The organism is Pelotomaculum propionicicum (genome assembly GCF_048984525.1).
Lineage (GTDB): Bacteria > Bacillota > Desulfotomaculia > Desulfotomaculales > Pelotomaculaceae > Syntrophopropionicum > Syntrophopropionicum propionicicum_A.
Window position 1 is genome coordinate 215,898 of the sequence record NZ_JBMGJC010000003.1, and the last position, 20,687, is coordinate 236,584.

The 20,687-nt window shown below is 48.5% G+C and carries 19 protein-coding genes and 3 tRNA genes; 16 read left to right on the forward strand and 6 right to left on the reverse strand.

All coding sequences use genetic code 11. The features are described from left to right. Nucleotides 1–43 precede the first annotated feature (43 nt). The 7 genes from ACOBQJ_RS04845 to ACOBQJ_RS04875 all read left to right on the forward strand — a co-directional run bounded on the left by ACOBQJ_RS04845 (nt 44) and on the right by ACOBQJ_RS04875 (nt 5,963). A complete protein-coding gene (locus ACOBQJ_RS04845) occupies nt 44–526 on the forward strand; it encodes a nucleotide exchange factor GrpE (RefSeq protein WP_421070605.1) in 483 nt (160 codons plus the stop codon). Next, a complete protein-coding gene (locus ACOBQJ_RS04850) occupies nt 523–1,521 on the forward strand; it encodes a DnaJ C-terminal domain-containing protein (protein WP_421070606.1) in 999 nt (332 codons plus the stop codon). The genes ACOBQJ_RS04845 and ACOBQJ_RS04850 overlap by 4 nt, the downstream gene beginning before the upstream one ends. A 4-nt stretch (nt 1,522–1,525) precedes the next feature. Continuing rightward, on the forward strand, nt 1,526–1,822 hold the full coding sequence (locus ACOBQJ_RS04855) for a chaperone modulator CbpM (RefSeq protein WP_421070607.1): 297 nt from the start codon (nt 1,526–1,528) through the stop codon (nt 1,820–1,822). 228 nt (nt 1,823–2,050) lie between these two features. Further along, the gene (locus ACOBQJ_RS04860; protein ID WP_421070608.1) at nt 2,051–3,724 is read left to right on the forward strand and encodes an ATP-binding protein; all 1,674 of its coding nucleotides are present in this window, start codon (nt 2,051–2,053) and stop codon (nt 3,722–3,724) included. A 66-nt stretch (nt 3,725–3,790) separates the two neighbouring features. After that, entirely contained in the window at nt 3,791–4,009 is a 219-nt protein-coding gene (locus ACOBQJ_RS04865) for a hypothetical protein (protein WP_421070609.1), read from the forward strand. A gap of 509 nt (nt 4,010–4,518) precedes the next feature. Continuing rightward, entirely contained in the window at nt 4,519–5,148 is a 630-nt protein-coding gene (locus ACOBQJ_RS04870) for a TetR/AcrR family transcriptional regulator (protein ID WP_421070610.1), read from the forward strand. Between the two features lie 23 nt (nt 5,149–5,171). Beyond that, nucleotides 5,172–5,963: an alpha/beta fold hydrolase gene (locus ACOBQJ_RS04875; protein WP_421070611.1), complete on the forward strand. Its 792-nt coding sequence runs from the start codon at nt 5,172–5,174 to the stop codon at nt 5,961–5,963. Between the two features lie 126 nt (nt 5,964–6,089). On the opposite strand, the gene ACOBQJ_RS04880 is transcribed toward ACOBQJ_RS04875, so the two are convergent. Next, on the reverse strand, nt 6,090–7,046 hold the full coding sequence (locus ACOBQJ_RS04880; protein WP_421070612.1) for a LysR family transcriptional regulator: 957 nt from the start codon (nt 7,044–7,046) through the stop codon (nt 6,090–6,092). Between the two features lie 514 nt (nt 7,047–7,560). Here ACOBQJ_RS04880 and ACOBQJ_RS04885 point away from each other — a divergent pair. Next, the gene (locus ACOBQJ_RS04885; RefSeq protein WP_421070613.1) at nt 7,561–11,064 is read left to right on the forward strand and encodes a hypothetical protein; all 3,504 of its coding nucleotides are present in this window, start codon (nt 7,561–7,563) and stop codon (nt 11,062–11,064) included. A gap of 144 nt (nt 11,065–11,208) precedes the next feature. Here the strand turns inward: ACOBQJ_RS04885 and ACOBQJ_RS04890 are convergent. Continuing rightward, a tRNA-Ala gene (locus ACOBQJ_RS04890) sits at nt 11,209–11,284 on the reverse strand. Between the two features lie 176 nt (nt 11,285–11,460). Between ACOBQJ_RS04890 and ACOBQJ_RS04895 the strand changes: the two genes are divergently transcribed. Further along, nucleotides 11,461–12,096, forward strand: a complete 636-nt coding sequence (locus ACOBQJ_RS04895; RefSeq protein ID WP_421070614.1) for a hypothetical protein — start codon at nt 11,461–11,463, stop codon at nt 12,094–12,096. 53 nt (nt 12,097–12,149) lie between these two features. Here the strand turns inward: ACOBQJ_RS04895 and ACOBQJ_RS04900 are convergent, their stop codons facing one another. The 3 genes from ACOBQJ_RS04900 to ACOBQJ_RS04910 form a co-directional block, all read right to left on the reverse strand. Next, on the reverse strand, nt 12,150–12,395 hold the full coding sequence (locus tag ACOBQJ_RS04900) for a hypothetical protein (RefSeq protein ID WP_421070615.1): 246 nt from the start codon (nt 12,393–12,395) through the stop codon (nt 12,150–12,152). A gap of 147 nt (nt 12,396–12,542) precedes the next feature. Further along, nucleotides 12,543–13,310 (reverse strand): hypothetical protein, encoded by a 768-nt coding sequence (locus ACOBQJ_RS04905; RefSeq protein ID WP_421070616.1) that lies wholly within the window; start codon nt 13,308–13,310, stop codon nt 12,543–12,545. Nucleotides 13,311–13,438: 128 nt separating this feature from the next. Then, a complete protein-coding gene (locus ACOBQJ_RS04910; RefSeq protein WP_421070617.1) occupies nt 13,439–15,019 on the reverse strand; it encodes an ABC transporter substrate-binding protein in 1,581 nt (526 codons plus the stop codon). A 126-nt stretch (nt 15,020–15,145) separates the two neighbouring features. Between ACOBQJ_RS04910 and ACOBQJ_RS04915 the strand changes: the two genes are divergently transcribed. Then, entirely contained in the window at nt 15,146–16,027 is an 882-nt protein-coding gene (locus tag ACOBQJ_RS04915) for a TIM barrel protein (RefSeq protein WP_421070618.1), read from the forward strand. Nucleotides 16,028–16,079: 52 nt separating this feature from the next. Here the strand turns inward: ACOBQJ_RS04915 and ACOBQJ_RS04920 are convergent, their stop codons facing one another. Then, on the reverse strand, nt 16,080–16,553 hold the full coding sequence (locus tag ACOBQJ_RS04920) for a general stress protein (RefSeq protein WP_421070619.1): 474 nt from the start codon (nt 16,551–16,553) through the stop codon (nt 16,080–16,082). Between the two features lie 184 nt (nt 16,554–16,737). Between ACOBQJ_RS04920 and ACOBQJ_RS04925 the strand changes: the two genes are divergently transcribed. The 6 genes from ACOBQJ_RS04925 (at nt 16,738) to ACOBQJ_RS04950 (ending at nt 20,580) form a co-directional block, all read left to right on the forward strand. Further along, nucleotides 16,738–17,196: a pyruvoyl-dependent arginine decarboxylase gene (locus tag ACOBQJ_RS04925; protein WP_421070620.1), complete on the forward strand. Its 459-nt coding sequence runs from the start codon at nt 16,738–16,740 to the stop codon at nt 17,194–17,196. Nucleotides 17,197–17,272: 76 nt separating this feature from the next. Further along, entirely contained in the window at nt 17,273–18,109 is an 837-nt protein-coding gene (gene speE, locus ACOBQJ_RS04930) for a polyamine aminopropyltransferase (protein WP_421070667.1), read from the forward strand. 72 nt (nt 18,110–18,181) lie between these two features. Then, nucleotides 18,182–19,051, forward strand: coding sequence for an agmatinase (gene speB, locus ACOBQJ_RS04935; RefSeq protein WP_421070621.1), 870 nt, complete (start codon nt 18,182–18,184; stop codon nt 19,049–19,051). 122 nt (nt 19,052–19,173) lie between these two features. Next, nucleotides 19,174–19,250: transfer RNA gene (locus ACOBQJ_RS04940), tRNA-Asp, on the forward strand. Nucleotides 19,251–19,258: 8 nt separating this feature from the next. Continuing rightward, nucleotides 19,259–19,334 (forward strand) — tRNA-Phe (locus ACOBQJ_RS04945). 199 nt (nt 19,335–19,533) lie between these two features. Continuing rightward, on the forward strand, nt 19,534–20,580 hold the full coding sequence (locus ACOBQJ_RS04950; protein ID WP_421070622.1) for an SPFH domain-containing protein: 1,047 nt from the start codon (nt 19,534–19,536) through the stop codon (nt 20,578–20,580). Nucleotides 20,581–20,687 lie beyond the last annotated feature (107 nt).

Genomic DNA, 20,687 nt, shown 5'->3' on the forward strand with positions numbered 1-20,687 from the left:
TTCGTGGATTTTTAAATAGATTAACAGGAGTCGGGAGAATGATATGAACAAAGAAGGGACCAGCGGGCAGAAGGATATAGTTTCCACCTTGAAACAGGAGCTTGATGACGAAAAGAAGCGGCACCTGCGGACGCTGGCTGATTTTGATAACTACCGCAAGCGGGTGGAACGGGACATAGAGTCCAGTTCCGCCCGCGGTAAAAAAGAGCTGATTAAGGACCTGCTGGCTGTGCTTGACAACCTTGAGCGCGCCCTGGCACAGATAGCTGACGAAAGGTACAGACAGGGGCTGGAGATGGTCTACCAGCAGTTGTTAGGCCAACTGCGGCAGCACGGCCTGGAAACAGTGGATAGTCTGGGCAAACCATTCGATCCATGCGAGCACGAGGGTATCGGCTACCTGGAAAACGCCGGTTTCCCGCACGGACATGTAGCGGAAGAACTGTCCAGAGGATACCGGTTTGGCCGTGATTTGCTGCGGCCGGCCCGGGTTAGAGTGTCTAAAGGTTCGGTGAAAACATTATGAGCGTATCATTTCGCGATTACTACGAGATACTGGGAGTAAGCCGCGGCGCAACAGAAAAAGAGATAAAAACAGCCTACCGGAAATTAGCCCGCAAGTGGCACCCTGACCTGCACACCGGCAAGGACAAGGAAACAGCCGAGGAAAAAATCAAGCAGATCAACGAAGCTTACGAAGTGTTGAGCGATAAGGAGAAGCGGGCCAAATACGACCAACTGGGCCAAAACTGGCGTGAAGGACAGGATTTCCGGCCGCCGCCCGACATGGACGGTTTCCAGTTCTATACCAGTACCGGCGCCGGGGCAGGCGACAGCGGCTTCAGCGACTTTTTCGAAACACTGTTCGGCGGGGGATCGCCTTTTGGGCGCCAGCCCAGGACTGCCCGCCGGACCGGTCCGGTGCGCGGCCAGGATATAGAAAGCGAGATTGAACTTGCACTGGAGGAAGCGTACCGGGGCGGGGAAAAATCGCTGCAGTTCACCACCAGGGAAGCCTGCCGGGATTGCGGCGGGACGGGTATCCAGAATAACGCCTTTTGCCGGCGCTGCGGCGGGACCGGTGAAACTTCCGGCTCCAGGACCCTGTCCGTTAAAATTCCGCCGGGTGTCCGCGACGGCAGCCGGATCCGGCTTAAAGGCCAGGGCGGAGAAGGTTCGGGCGGCGGGGCCAGGGGCGACCTTTACCTGCGGGTGAAACTGCTGCCGCACTCGGTATTCAAAGTCCGCGGCGAGGACCTGGAAATAGAGGTGGTCCTGCGTCCGGAGCAGGCTGTGCTGGGAGACCAGGTTTCTGTGCCCACCCTTGACGGGCCTGTTTTGATGAAGGTGCCTCCGGGAGCTCGGGCCGGAAAACGGCTGCGCCTGAAGGGCAAGGGCCTGCCTCACCATAAGGGCAGGGGAGATGAATATGTGGTTGTCAAAATAGATATTCCTGAACACCTTTCAGCTGAAGAAGAAAGGCTTTACCGGGATCTGGCCTCGCTGAGGAAAGGGGTGTGATGGAGTGGAAAAATATTATATGCAAATTTACCACCATGTTCAACACACCGGTGAAGAAGATATCTGGGTTGACCTGGGCAGCCTGGAAATTCACCCGGAGATGGCCCAGCTGCTGGCTGAGTTCGGCATCCTTGAGATCAAGGAGGGCCTGGTCAGGCTTAAGCACGCGGCGCGCCTGTTAAAACTGCAGCGCCTGCGCGGCAGCCTGGGAGTTAACCTCAGCGGCGCGGCCATAATCCTGGACCTGCTGGAAAGGATCGAGTCTATGCAGGAGGAGATCGACCGGTTGAGAAGAAGGTAAAAAGAATATTTTATAGTATAATGCAGAACCCGTAAGCGTAAACAGGCTTGCGGGTTTTTACTGCAGGTAATGAAATATTCTATTAGTATTGTTGCTTAATTTTCTGAAAATATTTTTACATATGACATAATGCGACAAATTATCGGAAGGATAAATGTCGTTAATTGTATAAATTACCTTTTTATAAAAATTATTTCAATGAGTATTTAGACCTCAGGAGGTTGTCCTGTGGACCAGATCCATAATTTAATGAGACGCCAGATCAGAAAACACTTTGGGAATGCATTCATTGTTCCGGAAGATTTTCAGAGTTTCTTCAACGCGGTCAACAGCGCGTATTGGGAATCAGATACCGACCGCGGCATGCTTGAACGGGCGCTGGAGTTAAGCTCACAGGAACTTCTGCAAACCAACTCGGAAATGATGGCATTAATTAAGACCTTCCCGGATGTTTTGCTGTGGCTTAACGCTGACGGCGCCGTCACCGGTTATAAAGCGGGAGGGGCTACCGATCTGGATATTAAGATTGGGGAGATGGTGGGCAGGCGGGTTGAAGACGCTTTGGGAGACGCCGGTATTAAGCTTAATGAAGCAAATAAAAGGGTACGCTCCGAGGGCCGGCCGACAAGTATCGAATACTCCGTGGTATCCGGCAACAACGAGCTTTTTTATGAAGCGAGGCTGCTCCCGTTATTTAACGACCAGGTTTTTGCCGTAATCAGGGACATCACCCAGGCAAAAAAGATGCAGGAAGAATTGAGGAAGCACCGCGTCCACCTCGAAGAAATGGTGGAAGAGCGTACAAGGGAACTAAAAACGGCGAACGAAAAGCTCCAGCGGGAAGTAGCCGACCGTAAACAAGCCGAGGAGCGTTTTTCAAAAGCTTTTAACGCCAATCCAAATATTATGTTTATACTTACTTTCACTTACCAGCAAAAGGACGCCGTCTTCATTGATGTAAACAAAAGCTTTGAACAAATTACAGGTTATAAGCGGGAAGAAATAATAGGGCGCAAAATCTTGGAATTTGATATATGGGAAAAGCCGGCAGATTCAAAAAGAATTGTCGATATGATCAGGGGCAATAAAGAGATCCGCAACCTTGATCTAAACTGTAGAATCAAGTCGGGCGAGGTCCGGACCTGTTTGATTTCAGTAGAGCCCATAGAGTTTGGCGGGTGCGCAAGCCTGCTTGTCAGCGCTAACGACGTCACCGAGCGGAAGAGAATAGAAAGTGAAATGGCCCGCCTTGAACGCCTGAACCTGGTAGGGGAAATGGCGGCCGGGATCGGCCATGAGCTTAGAAATCCAATGACCGCGGTGAAGGGTTTTCTGCAGCTTCTCAACGCTAAACAAGAGTACGCCAAACATAAGGAATTCTTTGACTTGATGATAGATGAAATGAACAGGGCCAATTCAATAATTACCGAGTTCCTCTCCCTGGCCAAAAACAGGATGGTCGAATTAAAAACTCATAATTTGAACAAAATCATAAAAGCCATATCACCATTAATAGATGCGGACGGAATAGTTACTGACAAGCAGATTGTATTAGAGCTGGGTGACATACCGGACATGTCGCTAAACGAAAAAGAAATCCGCCAGCTCATTTTCAACCTGACGCGCAACGGGCTGGAGGCCATGTCACCCGGCGGCATAATGACAATTAAGACCTTCAGAGAGGGCGGCGAGGTGGTCCTGGCAGTCCAGGACCAGGGACAAGGGATTGAGCCTGATGTGCTTGAGAAAATAGGCACACCTTTTTTCACGACCAAGGACCACGGTACAGGCCTGGGTCTGGCAGTGTGTTACAGTATAGCAGACCGGCATAATGCCAAAATAGATGTAGTAAGCAGCCCAACCGGTTCTGTCTTTTATGTCAGATTTAAAGTCTTCAGGTGAAGTTTCTGTCTATTTAACAAGGGGAATAACTTACCTGTGTCGAAATTATATCCAGGAGGTGGCATAATGGATAAGCAGCAGAGAGTAGAATTGAAGATTCCCTGTCCAAACTGTGGCAGTAAAAATTTCGGGACGATGCCTGATCTATATTGTTTATTACCTACGCTGGTAAAAGATGAAAATGGCTATCAAATTGCGCCCGATCAAGGGTTGGCGGTCATGCCGATCATATGTAACGAGTGCGGCTTTATCCTTTTCTTCCATCCATTGCCAAAACAAAACTAAAACCTTCCACAGCTAAATACAGGAAAAAAAGACTGATCTGAGTTGTTAAGACCAGTCTTTTTTGTATTAAGATTTTATTCTTAATAATCGTTGGTTTTTTCGGTATTCAACAACTTATTAGATAAAGCAGCCTATGCCAACGACCAGCAGGATCAGGATCAGGAAAAGGATAAATCCCCAGTTGGCAAAGCCTGTGCCGCCGGTTCCCACTCCAGTGCCAAAAGCCATTAATACGACCTCCTTTTATCAGCTTTACACGAGAAGAACCTGGAGTCTGATCCATCAGAAGGGCAGAGCTGACTTTTAGTCCCCGCAATGATGTGGTCTTCAAAAGGTTCTTTTCATTGTGTGTTTGTATTATCGTATGATAATGGAAATATTTTGGTTACTGTCGATATTTGATGTTGCCAAATAGATGAAATTAAGTTAAACTGTACGTAGTAAATATTTATACGACGTTCAATATTGATTATTGTATAATATGGTACTTCGTATAAGGTGGTGCGCGAGTGAACAAAAAAGACACATCAAGCGGCAGCAGAGTTGAAAGAAAAAAAGAGGTAACCAGGAACAAAATCATAAGTGTGGCCTTGAGTTTGTTTAAAAAACAAGGTTTCAATGAGACCACCATGGAGCAGATAGCAAGGGATGTCGATATCGCCAAGGGCACCTTATATAATTACTTCCCCGTCAAGGAAGCAATCGTCGATGAATACATCAAGCGGAATTTCAGGGAAAAGAACCAGGAAAGGATCCGGGAACTGCGCAGGCTTCATGACACCAGGGCCAGGCTGACCCTGGTGCTTGGCGAAATGTTTGAAGGGGTGCGGGCGCAAAAAGATCTTTTCGAAAAATACATTATTTACAGGACGAAGGTTTTACTTTCTTTCCACCAGGACGATAGTGAGAAAAGCGGTTTTCACCTGGCGGCGGCCGAAATAATCGAGTTGGGACAAAAAAGCGGCGAGATCAGGAATGATTTACCGAACTATGTCCTGGTTGAGTTATTTGAGTTTGCTTTTATAGAGGCTGCAAAGCAGTTTTACCTTGAGCCGGAAAAGTTCAATGTCCGCGAAACAGTGGAGCTGTGTGTTGATCTCTGTCTAAACGGGATCAGGCCTGTTGTTGGAAAAGAATAATTTATCATAAGGAGTGATTTTCCATGCCTTTCGCCAATGTCAACGGCATCAAAATCAATTATGAAATGCAAGGTTCGGGCCCGCGCCTCCTCTTCATCCACGGCATCGGCGCCGACCTGAAAAATCCCATCAGTATTTTTAAGACGCCTCTTCCGGACTATTTCACAATACTCGCTTTCGACCCCCGTGGGCTCGGGGAAACGGACTGCCCCGACGAGGCTTACAGTATGGCGGACCTGGCGGATGACGCCGCCGGCCTGGCGGCGGCCGTAGGCTGGGACCGCTACCACGTTTTGGGTACTTCTATGGGGGGAATGGTAGCCCAGGAGCTGGCTCTGCGGCATCCAGCCGTGGTAGACAGGCTTGTCCTGGGTGTCACCAATGCCGGCGGCGCTTCCGCCGGGCCTTCAGTGATAGACAAACTGGACTGCATGTCGGTGACTGAAAAGCTCAAACTGTCCGACACCCGGCAGGACGAGGCCTGGGCGGCGGCCAACCCGGAAACCGTCAGCCGCTTCGAGGCGCAGTCACGCGCCGCCGGGGAAGCCCTGCATGCAAATCCGGCAGTTCTCCGGGGCTTCAACTACCAGGTCAACGCCGTGCTGAAACACGCCGCTTTCGACCGCCTGCCGCAGATTACCGCCCCGACCCTCGTGTTCGGCGGTCTCTACGACGGCAGCAACCCGCCGGAGGTAACCCGGGCCCTGGCCGGCCAAATCCCGGGAGCGCGCTGCGAATTGCTCGAATCCGGACACGGCAGCTGGTACTTTGACCCCGCGTCATGGGAAATTATTGCCGCTTTTCTGCGCTGTTAAGGCGCCTTATTATGGCAATAAACATTAAGCATTAATAAGAGCAAACAAACGAGGGTTTTGCCCTCGTTTTACTTTTATGACGTGAGTTTTACTGCTTTTGTCAGGCTAAATTTACTAGTTGTGTCTCTATAGTGCTAATCTGTCAATACTGCTGTTTAAAACTGAGGAAAGAAATTTATCTTTAGCTTGTTCAAAGGCATCCTGTGCTGCATTCCATTGTTGTACAAAATCCAAGAATAATTTAAGAGTTGGCGGCGTGTCGGAGGTATTTCGAACAGCAAGAGAAATCCTTCTTTGTATGGTGGGATTTAGTTCTATAATACTTATGTTGTCGTCCTTCTCCGTTTCGGCTACTTTGTTTGAAAGCACACTAATACCGAGTCCCTCGCTCACAAAAGATACAATATTTTTAGCCACATAGCTGGTCATAACCACAATGGGGCTAAAACCTGCGGCCTGACAGGCATAATTAAAATCATAAAAATGTCCGGAAGAAGAAGGGGTTAAAATAAACTTTTCGCCTTGTAATTCTGAAATGTCTACTGATTCTCTGTTAGCCAAACGATGCTTTTTATTGGTCACAACAACCATTTTGTCAGTCAATAATTTGTAATACTTCAGGTTTGGATCCGGTTTGTTTATCTGAACAAAAGCGGCGTCAATTTTTCTGGTAGACAACATGAATAAAAGTTTTTCACACTGGTCTTCAACAATATCAATATTTATTCCTTTAAAACTTTCATGGAAAGACGATAACAGGTTTCGCAAACTATAATACCCGATTACTGCCATAGTACCCAGCCTGAGCTCTCCGTCGACAACGGGCAAATGCTCCATGTCGGTCCGTTTGACTTTGTTTATATCCGTCATTATGCGTTTGGCGTTGATGATAAACTTTTCTCCTGACGGAGTAAGCCGTACTGAACGGTTGCTCTTCAGGAATAGACAGATCCCCAGTTCTTCTTCGAGCAGGCTAATTTGATGTGATAATGAGGACTGGGAAATTTTGATTTCCTCCGCGGCACGTGTGAAATTACGGTATTTTGACACAGCCAGCACGTATTCCAACTGATGCATTTCCATTTTGCCATCTCCTAAAGATTAATATTACATCTGTCGAAATCCTCATTATAATTTATATTAATTTTATCACAAAAATAATGGAATAATCGATTATTTTCTACAAATTAAATATTTATAAGTATAATGTATTAATCGATTTTAGCCTGTTTCCACAGTTCTCTATTTTCTATTATGATGTTGGCTTGAGGTAAGGTATTAGTGGCTCAAGAGTCTGACGGATTTACCTGAGAGTATGACCATGCAGAGTTACATTTTTTATATAACCATAACCAACACCCAAATTTTACACCCATTAGGTTAAGTAAAATTTGGTTTTTTGTTACTAGATGCTGGAAAGTGGAAGGAAACTTATGAAATTATGTAGTATAAATTCCATTTAGTGAAGGTGTTATGGAGTTTGTTTTGAAAATGGACAAAAAATATCGAAGTAATGAAGTTCTAATTTATTGCTTAAATTTTAGGGAAGACGATCTTCCCTTTGAAACTGACTTTTATATTCGGAGGGAGAAAGAGCATGTTGGAGAGCAATACCGAGGTAAATAAAAAATGTCGTATCTTTTTATGCTACCGTAGTTTTGGCTATGAAGTTGCAAAGAATTTTAAAATCTTTCTGGATTCATCGAGTCAGAACTACGGTAAAGTATGGTATTCCGACTTTGAACAGGGAAATTATAAATTTGATATACGGCCTCTACTGGAATCTGTACGTTATGTTTTCCTGTTTCTCACATCAGATTTCACGGAGGGTTTTTTGACACCGGAGGGCAAGGTAAATATCAACAACAGGCAAGAATGTATTACTGTACAGGAAATTATTGAAATAGAACGTCAACGCCAAGCAAGAAGTATCATACTCTACGCAGTAAACATCAACGGCTATTACTTCAGTGATAAGGACCTTGAGATTCTTGAAGAGGTATTTCGTCAGGCTGACATTCTCCGTGAAGATACCATTGATGCCTTTGCTAACATCAACCACAAGACCTACGGCCGGGGTACAAACTGGAAACATTTCTTTCCTGAACTGGCACAAGTCATCAAGCCATGCAGTACATATAACAATCGTATGACCGTTCTTGATGATAAAAGTTTAAGCGGATATGATTCCTGCGTAACCTGGGAGGATGTAAGCGCTTATTACAATGGAGGTCCCTGTTCTTTTAAAATGGTTTTGTCCGGGCGGTCAGTAAAAAGAGACATGTCCAATCAGATAGTAGATAAAATCGAGAGGCATGTCCAACGTATTGTAGCCGTGTTGAACGCCGGTGGTGAGGGAAAAACCACGATTTTGCAGCAGACGGCTATCGAGCTCGCAAGAAAAAATTATACTGTCTACTACTGCAATTCAGGCACCAGTCTTGAATTGGAGGATGAAGTATTCGCTCCGAACCCGGTGTTGATTATCGACAACGCCAACCATGTGAAGAATATTTTTGATATACTCCGGGTCTGCCTTGAACGTGATGTGCCGGTTGTCTTGGCGGCAAGAGCTAATGAATGGAAAGCTTTGAACTGCCCTAACGACGAAATCCGGCGTTCCATATTTGAAATTCCGTTTACCGGCATCAGCCAATATGAGATTGAGTGTTTTGCAGAAGCTCTAGGGCCTTATTCCGAACTCGAAAAGGATCAGATCATAGACATTTTAAAACCCCTTTCCAACCGGAACGACGACAGTTTTCTTTTAGGATGCATGCTGACTATTATGAATAACGGTCAGCCTCTGGTAATTATTTGCGAGAGCATTTTGAAAAGGACTTTTGAGCTTCCTTTTGCAACAGAGATCATTGAAAGAGCCAAAACTCTACTGGCGCTTATCTGCCTGATTGAACAGGCTCAACAGAAGATGCCAACCTTTTTAATGCGAAATCTCTGCAAAAATTATTTAGATATGCCTGAAATAAAACTTCCTGTGCTTATTGACAATGTGCTGTACCGCGAGCTGCAACGAACTTCAGAATATATTGAAACCAGACATCCTCAGATCTCAAGTTGTTTTCTTGAAATTCTCCTTCGTAATTATGTAGATATTGCTTCGGTAATTAACGAATTTGAATACTATGAACGAAATATGCACCGTATTGAAGATCGACAGCCTAAATATGCCGTTATCTACTGTAATATTTTTAAAAGTGTATTAAAATACCTCTACATGTATCATAAGGATGCCGTATATGAAGCCGATTGGTGCGCATACTGTACTCTCGAAAAAATGAGCAAGGGCATTAACGAAAAAACCACCATAGCTAACACATGGGCCAAGCTTAAATATGAAAGCGACCCGGGCGGTTCCATCGACACAGAATATTCCTGGAAATGGATTTGTAATAAAGCCGTTTTCGAGAGTGCATGGCATATCAATTCTGAAGGTTTGTACTTTTGGTGGGTAGGTGTTGAAAGTATCCATAATCCCGGAGACATCGATACTCTCTACTCTGCCAGGTGGCTGTACAACGAAGGGTTAAAGAAAAGTGTCTCCAACCTGACTGCACTGCTGATTCCCTGGGCGGCGCTGGAGGAAAAGGAAGGCAACACCGGGACGGTCGACCAGGCTTATTCCGCCCGGTGGATATATCATCAGGGATATCTGAAATCCGCACCCAACCTGTCCGCGCTGTTGATTCCCTGGGCGGCGCTGGAGGAAAAGGAAGGCAACACCGGGACGGTCGACCAGGCTTATACCGCCCGGTGGATATATCATCAGGGATATCTGAAAACCGCAACCAACCTGCCCGAGCTGCTGATTCCCTGGGCGGCGCTGGAGGAAAGGGAAGGCAACATTGGGACGGTCGACCAGGCTTATTCCGCCCGGTGGATATATCATCAGGGATATCTGAAATCTGCAACCAACCTGTCCGCGCTGCTGATTCCCTGGGCGGCGCTGGAGGAAAGGGAAGGCAACATTGGGACGGTCGACCAGGCTTATTCTGCCCGGTGGATATATCATCAAGGATATCTGAAAACCGCAACCAACCTGTCCGCGCTGCTGATTCCCTGGGCGGCGCTGGAGGAAAAGGAAGGCAACACCGGGACGGTCGACCAGGCTTATTCCGCCCGGTGGATATATCATCAGGGATATCTGAAATCCGCACCCAACCTGTCCGCGCTGCTGATTCCCTGGGCGGCGCTGGAGGAAAGGGAAGGCAACATTGGGACGGTCGACCAGGCTCATTCCGCCCGGTGGATATATTATCAGGGATATTTGAAATCCCCTACCGACCTGTCCGCGCTGCTGATTCCCTGGGCGGCGCTGGAGGAAAAGGAAGGCAACACCGGGACGGTCGACCAGCCTTATTCCGCCCGGTGGATATATCATCGGGGATATCTGAAATCCGTACCCAACCTGTCCGCGCTGCTGATTCCCTGGGCGGCGCTGGAGGAAAGGGAAGGCAACATTGGGACGGTCGACCAGCCTTATTCCGCCCGGTGGATATATCATCGGGGATATCTGAAATCCTCAACCGACCTGTCCGCGCTCCTTTTCCAATGGGCCCATTTGGAAACCGGAAATGGCAATATAGGAAATATGTCTATAAAGTATACATCAAAGTGGATTCTGGCACAGTTGATGACACAGTATGAAAAAAAGCGCTACGCTAAGGCAGCAATGACCTGGATGTATTTAGACCACGGCTTCTATGCCAGGGATGAAGGTATCCTGTGCCTCGATTTGGATGACTGCATACTTGAATATGACAAAAAGTTACTACACTGGAAAGATAATTCGATCACTGATCTGGAATGTGTCTCCGTCCTATTGACAGACCACAACACTCGTCTGACTATGATCCTAAATCCCGTGCATAACAGTATTTTCTGCGGGATCTGCAAATTTTTTGACACCTTGGAAGAGGCAAAGCTTATCTGCGATACACTGGAGGCTTCGGGCATGAGATGGAGTGAGGACAACAAAGTCATAATCTACACATTTAAAGAATGGAATGTTGGCGATGATAGTAATGCTATTCTGTCATGGATCCGCATCAATGTTAAACAACTAAGCAAAGAGAGTGCGTGACAAGAGATTCATGAAGATTAATTTCCTGGCAAGATAACTGGGACATTTATGTTAGTTCAGTACAGTCCATACAGTCTTTGATTTGCAATTGATTTGCAAATAAAAGAAATTCTCAAAAAAAAAAGCCCCTAAGGGCTTTTTTTTTGGTGGACCTAAGGGGATTCGAACCCCTGACCTCTTGAATGCGAACCAAGCGCTCTCCCAGCTGAGCTATAGGCCCATGAAGTTATAATTTCTGAAGCATTTTTTATATTACCATAACCGTGCCGGGGATGCAAGGGAGGAGTAATGAAATAAAGAGGAAAGAAAAACCGCCGTTTCCGGTATAATACAGGTAGGATTTTAGCCGGGCAGCGGTGAATCCTACTTAAAACCACATTTTGGGGAGCTGGCGCGGTGTTAATTTTTAACCCGTTTGACCATGTAGACAGGAAAAATATTATAAAGCGGGTCGCCAAATTAAAGAGAAAAAAAAGCAGCCTCACCAACGATGAAATTTCCCGGATTTTAATAAGAAAAAAAAGCAGGTGGTGTGCCGCGGCGGGCGCTTTGACCGCTCTGCCGGGCGCTGTTCCCGTGCTGGGGACTCTGGTTGCCATAATCGCGGGGACGGTTCTCGATATTACCGCCATGGGTTTTTTTATTACCGAATTAATCCTTGAGATAGCTGCCGCCCATAACCGCGACCTGGATAAAGAAGGCACCGCGCGGGAGGCCGTCTGGGTGCTGGTGTCGGCGGTAGGCGCCGGAGCGGCAAGCAAAGGCCTTACAGGCATGACAGTGAGGCGGCTCTCGGGGCGCGCGTTTAACCGCCTTATTGAACAGGCGCTGCTGGCCCTGGGCATCCGGGCGTCTCAGCGCACCATCCTCCGTATTATACCTGTTATCGGCATGTTCATAGCCGGCGGGGTAAACTTATATACCTGCAATAAAGTCGGAGATTATGTAATAAAATATTACTCGGAAAACTCGTACGCGGACAAATGGGACGGTGAAACAATAGAGGCGGAAGTAATAGCCAGAGGCGAGTAAAGGATCGACCCGCGCTGAATTACAAACCCCGCGGCCGGGCCACGGGGCTTTTTTTATGATATTATTTTTTGCATCTGTTCCTGGAGCTTGTGCCTCTTGCCGGCTATCTCCTCGGCATAGTCAGATGAAATCAAGTAAACATTGACCCACAGGTCGTGTTCGTTTGCTTTGCCTTCCAGCTCTCTGGATAAATCTTTAAATTTTTTCATAACCCTGTCTTTAAAAGCAGAGAACTCACCCAAAATTTCAACAATGTCCCGCTGGGTATAAGAAGCGCCTTCACGTAACATTTTTGCCACCTGCCTACCTCCTCACAACTGCCGTTATATAGGTTAATTATAGGCAAATTGGAATATACTGTTAAGAGGTGATAAATGTACTTTTATTAGAAAAATAATCGAAAAAGTTAAGGGGCCCTTTGCGAAGGCCCCTTATACTTGGTTTATTTAGAAGCTGCTGTAAGCCATATTTTGAGGAGTTGACAACTGAAACTGGTTCTGAGGGGTTGACAGGTGTGTCTGACTACTCAGAAGGCCTGTGCTTGGCAGGGAGCTGATCTGGCTGGACACATACGGCGCGTACGTGCTGCCGGACGCCAGCCCGCTCGTGCCAAACTGCTGCTGGCTGGTATAAGACGGCATCACGCTTAAGCTGCTGGCGCTGGTCATTGGGCTGATGCTGCTTCTCAATGTGTTCATTGTGCTGCCGGGCATTATGCCGGAAGTAAACGGCATGGACTGACTCATCCCGGTGTATTGCTGGGCCACGGCATAGTCCGGTATGTTAAGGCTCTGGCCAAAACGGCTGGTTGTGCCGGCGCTCATATAAGGTGAAAACTGAGCGCCAAACGCCCCGAACTGGGAGGGACTGTACATGCTGGTCGCGCTCGGTGTAAAAGCCCCGTACTGTCCGGTCATGGGCTGGCTGAAGTTTTGTGCGCCAAACTGGCCGCTGGACACTGGCCTGTTGAACATCTGTGAGGTAACCTGCTGGGTGGCATTGCTGATGGCGTTTACATCCTGGCTCAGGTGGTGGCACAGCTGCTGAATTGTATTCAACTGCTGGGTAGCAACTGATTCATTTTGCTGCAGTCTTTGCAGTTGTGCCGCGTTGTTCGCTTCCGCGCGCTGCAGCTGGCTTGCAACCTGGCTGATGGTGTTGATTTCGTTCCGCAATTCCTGGATTTGTCTGTGGAGCTGATAAATTTGATCCATTATTTCTCCTCCTTGCTAGTTTTAGGCTTAGTTAAGCCTTTTGCAAATATTATTCTACAGACTCCAACAGGTTATTAGTGGTAGATTGTGGAATTAGAAATTTATTACGATTTTCTCAATTTTTTAAGTTATTGTAAGTTGTTTTTTACTGAGTTAAGCGGGGTGAAACCTGCAAAATGAGGAGTGAAACCTTCCACTCTTGTTGAGGTGGCGTACAGTTTAAGGCTGTGGTTGAGGAAAATCCACGGCGCGTCTTTGGTAATAATTTCGATGGCGCTGCGGTACATCCGCTCCCGCAGGGCGGGTTCAGTTTCCAGCTGTGCTTTTGCCAGGAGGAGGTCTACCTCGTTATTGCGGTAACGGGCGGTATTAAGCCCGTTTTCGATCTGTGATGATGAAAGCAGGGTATAAAGGAAGTTGTCCGGATCTCCGTTGTCGCTGATCCAGCCGTAAAGGAAGGCATTTCCTTCTTCATTTAATAGGGCTTCCTTGTACTGGTTCCAGGTGTATGATTTAATTACTGTTTCCACGCCGGCGCCGGCAAGCTCTCTCTGGATAAATTCAGCCAGCATATCCCCGCCGGCAGGGTTGTAAGGCCTTGGGTTAGAATAAGTGATAATTTCAAACTTCAAACCGTCGGCGTAGCCTGAGCCGGCCAGCAATTCCCTGGCTCCCTCCGGATCATAGGAAACGGGAAACAAGCTGGAGTCATATCCCAGTACACCGGGCGGCAGCGGGCCGTTTGCCTCTATCGCTGATCCCTTAAAAAGTTCGGTAACATGCTTGCGGTCGATCAGCATGCTGACAGCTCTTCTAACTGAGGGGTCGTCAAAAGGTTTTTTGTTAGTAAAAAAGCCAAGGTAATTAAGGTCCAGGCCTGGCATCTGCAATACCGGGAACCCCTTTTGTTCGAGATAACGGGCGTCAGGCGGCGCCAGGCTGTCTACAATGTCTGCGATTCCAAGTTTCAGAGCCAGTGAGCGCAGCCGGTTGTTTTTAATTACGCTGAAGACCAGCGTTGGGCATTCCGGCATCTTACCCCAGTATTCCCTGTTTTCCTTCAGGATGATGCTTTTACCCTTGACCCAGCTGCTGAAGCGATAAGGTCCGGTACCGACCGGCTTGTCGCCAAAATTCTCACCCAGGGCGGTTACAGCGGAGGGGCTTACTATAGGAGCGGATGCAGGCATGGCCAGGTTGTTTAAAAAAGGCGCATAGGGATATTTTAGTATAAATTTCACGGTGTAAAGGTCTGGAGTTTTGATGCTTTCCAGCATGCCAAAAGTAAAAGAGGCATAGGAGGCGCCTTCTGTGCGCTGGGGCGGCAGCTGCCTTTCGATACTGAAGCGGACCGCTTCGGAATTAAAAGGTGTCCCATCGTGAAACTTGACGCCCCTCCTTAAAAAAAAAGTCCATTCCCGCCCATCCGGAGATATACGCCAGTCTTCTGCCAGGCAGGGCTCTATTGTAGTAGTGCCGGGTTTAAAACGGACCAGGCCTTCAAAGATATTGGCGATTACTTTATTGGACTCGTCGTCCTGGGAAAAAGCCGGATCAAGCGTCACCGCGTCCTGGCTCCTGGCATAAATCAATTCGCTGCCTTTTATTCCGGCAATACGCCCGGCGGCCGGCAGGAAACCGGAATGGCTTAAGAAAAAAAACGGTAGAATAATCAGGAGGAATATTGAAATTATTTTTAGTGTGCGCAATATAATCACTCCACGTAGATGTTTATAATATAAATTCTGGAAATATATGTTAATTCCTTTAATTAAGTCCATAAAAATATTGTCCCTGGCATTAGTGCCTATAAATTTTGAGTGGAGGCATCAGATATGGTTGTTCGTTTCGGCCCTGCCGGAGCCTCAGAATCTTTTTACCAGGAGGGCCACAAAACTTCGCTGGAAATGCCGGAGTGGCTGGAGAAGAAAGGGCTGAACGCCTTTGAGTACCAGTGCAGCCGGGGTGTGAATATAGGTGAGGAAATGGCCAAACGGTTGGGTCAGCTCTGTGCTGAGCGGAATATTCAATTGAGCATCCACGCTCCTTACTATATAAACCTTAGCACCAGCGACCCGGACTTAAAAACCAGGACCATGGGGCACCTGCTGAAGTCATTAACCGCCGCGCAGTCAATGGGAGCAAAAGTGGTGGTATTTCACCCCGGCTCCGGCAGCGGTCCGAACCGCTGGGAACTGATGGCCGCGGCCAAAACATTATTCAAGGAGGTCCTGGCGAGGGCGGAGGCGAAAGGCCTGTCCGGCATCCTCCTGGCTCCCGAGACCATGGGGAAAAGAAATATGCTGGGTTCCCTGGAGGAAGTGCTGGAGCTGTGCGAGCTGGGTGACCAGGTAGTGCCGGCTGTTGATTTCGGCCACATGCACGCGGTCAGCGGGGGAAGATTTAAGGACAAACAAACCTATGAAGAAGCCCTTGACCTGATCGTGGAAAGGTTGGGGAGAGAGTACGTGCAGAATCTTCATATCCATTTCAGTCCTGTGGAATTCACCCATGCGGGTGAGAGAAGGCACCGCACCGCGCTTGAAGCGGACTTCGGTCCCGACTTTACCCCCCTGGCGGAAATACTGGCTGAAAGGGACCTGTCTGCCACCATAATATGTGAATCTGCCGGCCGGCAGGCTGAAGACGCCATGATTTACCGGGATATTTATGATCAGCTGCTTCGAGGAAAAAGCGGGGAGGGGGCAAATACCTGAAGGTCAGCCCCCAATTAACAAGGATTCTATAATTAACGTCAGGTTGTTAAATTTAGTGGATCTCGACGTCACGGGCGCCGTTGCGGCGCAGTATGTCCGCGGCACTGTTAATTTTCCCATCTTCTGTGCGGACTGAAGCCAGGATTTTTCCTTCCTTGACCTTATCCTCATAGAACTTGCCCCGTTCAGCGGGGATGCCCCAGTCTACCAGGCCGCCGGCCACGCCTCCGGTGAGTGCTCCGGATACCAGGCCGGCAATTGGACCGGCCGCGATAATAGGCCCGATCCCGGGGATAGCCAGGGCGCCGGCGCCCAGGCCCAGACCGGCCAGGCCGCCCAGCACGCCGCCGGTGGTCACCCCGGAGGTAAGACTCTCACTTCCGGTGTCGCTGGTTTTGTGCACGGTTTTGTCACGGTCGGCCGCCAGAATGGATATTTCATCTTTAAACCCACTGCCGCGCAGTTCCGACGCGGCTTTTTCCGCTTGATCCCGCGAGTCAAAAAGGCCAATTACAGTTTTTAGCAAGGTTCAATCCTCCTCGTAATTTTTTGGTTCTTTTTTATATTGTCCCCGCGGCATATTTCTTATTCTGTTTGCACTTAAGGGATAATTTTTTGAAAAGGATAAACATTAGTATTAAATTTGATTTATGTTTTGATATAATATTGTATGTTGTTGCAAAAAACAGTAAATTTAGAGGAGGATTAAAATGCTGCCGACCCCAAAAAAATTCTTTGTTACCGCGGGGAGCGCTGAGGGTAAGAATCCTTTAAATGCATTCGACAACGCCCTGCTGAAATGCAGGATCGGCAACCTGAACCTGATGCGGGTGACGAGCATCCTGCCCCCGGGCGTGCAATACTGCCCGGGAATGGAAATACCGCCCGGCTCGCTGGTGCCCACAGCTTACGGCTACATCATAAGCGATGTTCCCGGAGAGCAGATAGCCGCCGCGGTCGGCGTGGGTTTCTCCAATGACAGTTTTGGCGTGATTATGGAGTATTCGGGAAAGTGCGGCAGCCAAGAAGCTGAAAGAGCCATAGAAAGCATGTTGAAAGAAGCTTTTGAAACCAGGAATATGGAATTGGCCGGCACCAAAATCGCCGCGACGGAACACCGCGTGGAAAAAATCGGCTGTGCCCTGGCCGCCGTACCTCTCTGGTATTAAATAAGTTTAAATATGGAGGAGTGAAGACTTGGATCCTAAACAAGATGTATGGTTTACAGAAGACCCGGCAAAAGACATTAATTTGTGGTTTACAGAGCAGCAGACAAAAGACATGAGGATCTCTGTCCGGGTAAAACAAATTCTCCACCGGGAAGAGACGCCGTTTCAGAGCCTGGCTGTCCTTGACACGGACCAGTTCGGCCGCATGCTGGTCCTGGACAATATAATCCAGACAAATATTGCAGACGAGTTTGTCTACCACGAGATGATCACCCACGTGGCCCTGAACACCCATGCCGACCCCAAAAAAGTGCTGGTAATCGGCGGCGGCGACGGGGGAGCGGTGCGGGAAATTATCAAGCACCAGTCCGTGGAAAAAGCGGTCCACTGTGAAATAGACGGCGCGGTGATCGAGGCCTCGCGCAGGTTCCTGCCTGAAATCAGCTGCGCTCTGGACGATCACAGGGTGGAGATCATTGTTGATGACGGTATTAAGCACGTCAAAGAAAACAAAAATACCTACGATGTAATCATGGTGGACTCGACCGACCCTATTGGCCCGGCCGTAGGGCTGTTCAGCGCTGATTTTTACAGAGACATATTTGCATCGTTAAAAGAAGACGGTATTTTTGTGGCGCAGACCGAGTCGCCCTTTTTTAACCGCGACCTCATACCAGGGCTTTATCAGGATATATCGGGGATATTCCCCGTCACACGCCTCTATCTTGCCGTAATTCCCACCTACCCGGGAGGCTTATGGACATTTACCATGGGCTCGAAGAAGTATGACCCGCTGAAGGTGGATATTTCCAGGATACCGCCGATGGACACAAGGTATTACAGCCCGGCTGTTCACCAGACCTGCCTTGTCCTGCCCCCGTTCGTAAGAGAACTGCTGGAGCGGCAGGGATAACGTACCTGCCGATTAATTATCGCGATCCTGGAAAAGATACATGAAAAGCAGTGTTTCTGAGGGGTGGCGCGGATGATTGAGTACACGGAAAGATGCCCCGGATTTATCGGCAGCACTGAAAATTACGAACAGGCTGAGTTTGTAATTGTAGGCGCGCCGATGGACCTGACGGTAAGCTACCGCCCGGGTACGCGGCAGGGTCCTCACGCGATACGCCAGGCCTCCCACGGCCTGGAGGAATACAGCGTTGACCTTGACCGGGAACTCGCAAATTACAGTTACTACGATGCCGGGGATGTTGTCCTCCCGTTCGGGGCGGTCAAAGAGAATTTGCGCCGGATAAGCCTGGTAACCGCCGGTATTCTTTCCGACGGGAAGGTGCCGATGGTCCTTGGCGGCGAGCACCTGATCTCCTGCGCCGTAATCAAAGAAGTTGCCGGCAAGCACCCGGGGCTGGCGGTAATTCACTTTGACGCCCACGCCGACTTGAGGGACGAATTTATTGGCGAGCACTTTTCCCATGCCACCGTTATGCGCCGGGCCGTGGAAACAATTGGCGGCAAAAACCTTTACCAGTTCGGCATCAGGTCGGGTACGCGGGATGAATTTGAATTTGCCCGCTCCAACACCAATACCTACATTGACAGGGTTGTGGAGCCGCTGGTGGAAAACCTGCCGCGCCTGAAAGGGCGTCCGGTGTATGTTTCCCTGGATATTGACGTGGTCGACCCGTCCTACGCTCCCGGCACAGGCACACCTGAGCCTGGCGGTTGTTCGGCCAGGGAGATAATAAAGGCTGTCCATTTGCTCGGCGAGTTGGATATTGTGGGCTTTGACCTGGTGGAAGTGAGCCCGCTTTACGATCCCTCCGAAAGGACCGCGCTCCTGGCGGCAAAACTTATTCGCGAGGCGATCATGTCTTATGGCGGGGCAAAATCATAAAAAAAAAAGCCGTCCGGTAATGGTTAAGTGCAAAAATTCCATTTGACTTCAAACGTCTGATTGGTTATACTTATAAATGTCCGCGATGGATGTACGCGAAGACGCTATTGTGGACCGAATGCGGAGCTGTGGTGTAGTGGCCTAACATGCCTGCCTGTCACGCAGGAGATCGCGAGTTCGACTCTCGTCAGCTCCGCCATTTTATTTGCCACGGTAGCTCAGTTGGTAGAGCAGCGGACTGAAAATCCGCGTGTCGCTGGTTCGATTCCGGCCCGTGGCACCAGCTCAAGTCAGACCCCCGCAAGATTTTGCGGGTTTTTTGTTTTTGTGGGGATTTTATCAACTACCCTGCACGGCATAGAGTGCCGTTTTTTTGTTTACTGCCTTGCTAATATTTAGATTAATTGACTAATTGACACATGCCACTTTTTATGATATTTTAATGATATCAAAATGATATCATTAAAATAGGGGGTGGTTAAATGTCCGAGAAACCCGGAACAAGCGAAAGACAACTGCATTATGAGGAAATCAAGGCAAAAAGCACCAGCGGTATGATGATACTGATACTGAACATTGCCCTGATGATCGGTGCTATTATTGGGTTCATTTACGGCATTGGTCCTGTTGACAAAGGCACGGCATCAGGTTTTCCCTGGTTAGGCTTGGTCATAGTTTGCGCTTTTTATTTTTTCCTGATCGGGCCATTCTTGTTTGTGGGGCTGAAAATACTCCAGCCTAACGAAGCGCTGGTGCTCACCCTGTTTGGTAAATATTACGGGACATTAAGGGGAGAGGGCTTTTTCTTTGTCAATCCCTTTGTCGTCGCAGTGAACCCCGCCTCTGCCGGTGCTCCGGCAGGTACGGCCGTTTCCATTGAAAAAACCTCCTCCGGGGGAAAATCAATTCACGGTCACGGAGTCAGCGTGAAGGTTCCCAATAAAAAAATTTCCCTGAAAAGCATGACCATGAATAACGAGACGCAAAAGATCAACGACGAGCTGGGCAATCCGATCATCATCGGTATTGTGGTCATCTGGAAGGTGGTCAACACAGCCAAGGCGGCTTTTAACGTAGATAACTACGTCGAATTTCTGTCCATTCAATGCGATTCGTCGCTTCGTAATATTGTGCGCCTCTATCCCTATGACGCCTCCACGGAGGACGGGGAAAAATCCCTGCGGGGCAGCAGCCAGGAAGTGGCAGAGAAGATTAAAGAAGAAATCCAATCAAGAGTGGATGTCGCCGGCCTTGAAATACTGGAAGCCCGGATTACTCACCTGGCCTACGCTCCGGAAATAGCCGCCGCCATGCTGCAGCGGCAGCAAGCTTCCGCCATCATCGCCGCAAGGCAGATGATCGTCGAGGGCGCCGTTGGCATGGTGGAAATGGCATTGTCCAAGCTGAGCGAGAACAATATTGTTGAGCTGGATGAAGAGCGTAAGGCAGCCATGGTCAGCAATCTCCTGGTTGTCCTCTGCGGGAATAAGGATCCCCAGCCTATCGTCAACAGCGGTACCATTTACTAGGCCAGAGCGGGGCGAGTCCTAAAATATGTTCAACCATTCAACATGGTAAAACATATATAGAATGGGGAGGAAATGCCGGCCAGCTCACTGATTTAAGAACTGTATGC